The sequence below is a fragment of the Cupriavidus sp. HMR-1 genome (genome assembly GCF_000319775.1).
In the GTDB taxonomy this organism is placed as follows: Bacteria; Pseudomonadota; Gammaproteobacteria; order Burkholderiales; family Burkholderiaceae; genus Cupriavidus; species Cupriavidus metallidurans.
This window is the reverse complement of sequence record NZ_ANKP01000180.1, coordinates 1-2,037: the sequence shown is the minus strand read 5'-3', so window position 1 is coordinate 2,037 and position 2,037 is coordinate 1. Positions and strand designations below refer to the sequence as shown.

Annotated in this window: 1 protein-coding gene and 1 pseudogene; both read left to right on the top strand. The window is 66.0% G+C overall.

What is annotated here, in order from left to right; genetic code table 11:
- Nucleotides 1–722: pseudogene (locus D769_RS19740) on the top strand (hypothetical protein); the annotation flags it as partial.
- Nucleotides 719–1,948 carry an NAD(P)/FAD-dependent oxidoreductase gene (locus tag D769_RS19735; RefSeq protein ID WP_008648682.1) on the top strand — a complete coding sequence of 410 codons (1,230 nt, stop codon included), beginning with the start codon at nt 719–721 and terminating at the stop codon, nt 1,946–1,948. The pseudogene D769_RS19740 and the gene D769_RS19735, both read left to right, overlap by 4 nt.
- The last annotated feature ends 89 nt before the right edge of the window (nt 1,949–2,037 follow it).

Sequence of the window (2,037 nt, the reverse complement as noted above, 5' to 3'; positions counted from 1 at the left end):
TGGCCAGCGCAGTGGGCGGCTCGATCGCGCCGCCCGCTCCGTCCGCGCGTGCTGGTGACGCCGTGCTGACGCTGCCCGCGTGGCTGGCGAATCCGGTATCGGAAACGCTGCGGCACCTGTGGCTTGGCCGCGAAGGCAATGGCTTTGCCAGCGTGATGCTGTTGCGCGGCCTCGACCACGTGTCGGCGATTGCCGGTATCGCGGCGTCGGTGCGGCAGGTGCCCGGCGCGGAGTGGGTCGATCGCGTGGCCGATATCTCGTTCCTGCTCCATCACTACCGGGTGTTAATGAGCTGGTTCCTGCTGGCAGGCGCCGTGGGCGTGGCACTGCTGCTCTGGTGGCGTTATGGCCGCTCGGGCTGGCGCGCGCTCGTGCCGACGCTGCTGGCGGCTGCGTTCAGTGTGGCCGTGCTGGGCTGGACCGGCGTGCCACTGCAATTGTTCTCGGTGCTCGCGCTGGCGCTGCTGCTGGGTGTGGGCGTCGACTATGGCATTTTCCTGCTCGAACACCCGGGCGATGGCGTGTCCTGGACCGCCATCGTGCTCGGGGCGGCCAGCACGTTGCTGGCGTTCGGGCTGCTTGCGTTGTCGTCGACACCCGCGCTTCATGCGTTCGGGGCGACGATGCTGTCGGGCGTGGGTGCGGTCTGGGTGATGTCGCCGTGGTTCAGGCCGCTGCCCGGAACGTCATCGCATCAAATCAGTCAGGAAGGATCTCAATGAAGAAAGAGACAGTGGACGTACTGATCGTCGGCGCGGGCCCGGCGGGTTCCGTGGCGGCCGGATTGCTGCGCAAGCGCGGCATCGGCGTGCTGGTGATCGAAAAGGAAACGTTCCCGCGTTTCTCGATCGGCGAGAGCCTGCTGCCCCAGAGCATGGCTTACATCGAGGAGGCCGGCATGTTGCAGGCCGTGGTGGAGGCGGGCTTCCAGTACAAGAACGGGGCGGCCTTCGCGCGGGGCGACCGCTATACCGATTTCGATTTTCGCGAGAAATTCTCGCCGGGATGGGGCACCACCTACCAGGTACAGCGCGCCCATTTCGACGATGTGCTGATTCGCGAGGCGCAGAAGCAGGGCGCCGAGGTGCGCTTTCGCCATGTCGTGGAAGCGGTGGACGTCAGCGGTGCTGCGCCGGTCGTCACCGTGCGCGATCCGGATGGCAACGTGTATCAGGTGGAATCACGCTTCCTGCTGGACGCCTCTGGCTTTGGCCGGGTTTTGCCGCGCCTGCTCGACCTGGAGTCGCCGTCGAACTTTCCGGTGCGCGCCGCCATCTTCACGCACGTGGCCGACAGGATTCCGGGGGGCAGCTTCGATCGCAACAAGATCCGCGTCAGCGTGCATCCGGAACACGTCGATGTCTGGTACTGGACCATCCCGTTCTCCAACGGGCGTTGCTCACAGGGCGTGGTGGCCGAGAAGTCGTTCCTCGACCAGTACGAAGGCGATGAAATGACTCGCCTCAGGCAGCTCGTGGCCGAGGAGCCGGGCCTCGCGAAGCTGCTGAAGGATGCCGAGTGGGACACGCCGGCCCGCCAGATCGTCGGCTATTCGGCCAACGTCCGGTCGCTCTGGGGCAATGGCTATGCACTGCTCGGCAATGCCGGCGAATTCCTCGACCCCGTGTTCTCGTCGGGCGTGACCATCGCGTTCAAGTCGGCCAGCCTCGCCACCGCCTGCGTGGCGCGCGCGTTGGCCGGCGAAACCGTTGACTGGGAGACCGAGTACGCCAGGCCGCTGAAAGCAGGCGTTGACTGCTTCCGTGCCTTTGTCGAGGCATGGTACGAAGGCAGCTTCCAGAAGCTTATCTTCCATCCCAACGCGCCCACCGACATTCGCGACATGATCTCGTCGATCCTGGCGGGCTATGCCTGGGATCTGAACAATCCATTCGTGACGGAGTCGCGCCGTCGGCTGAGCGTGCTGGAGCAATTTTGCGACGATTGAGGCTGCCCGCCGCGCTGGCGACGCTCGCGATGCTGGCCGCCTTGGCCGCGTTAGCGGTGCTGGCGGGCTGCGCCACCGTCGCCCCGACG

Excerpts from the sequence above, each read along its gene's own strand:
- D769_RS19735 (WP_008648682.1), top strand. The coding sequence starts at position 719 with ATGAAGAAAGAGACAGTGGACGTACTGATCGTCGGCGCGGGCCCGGCG.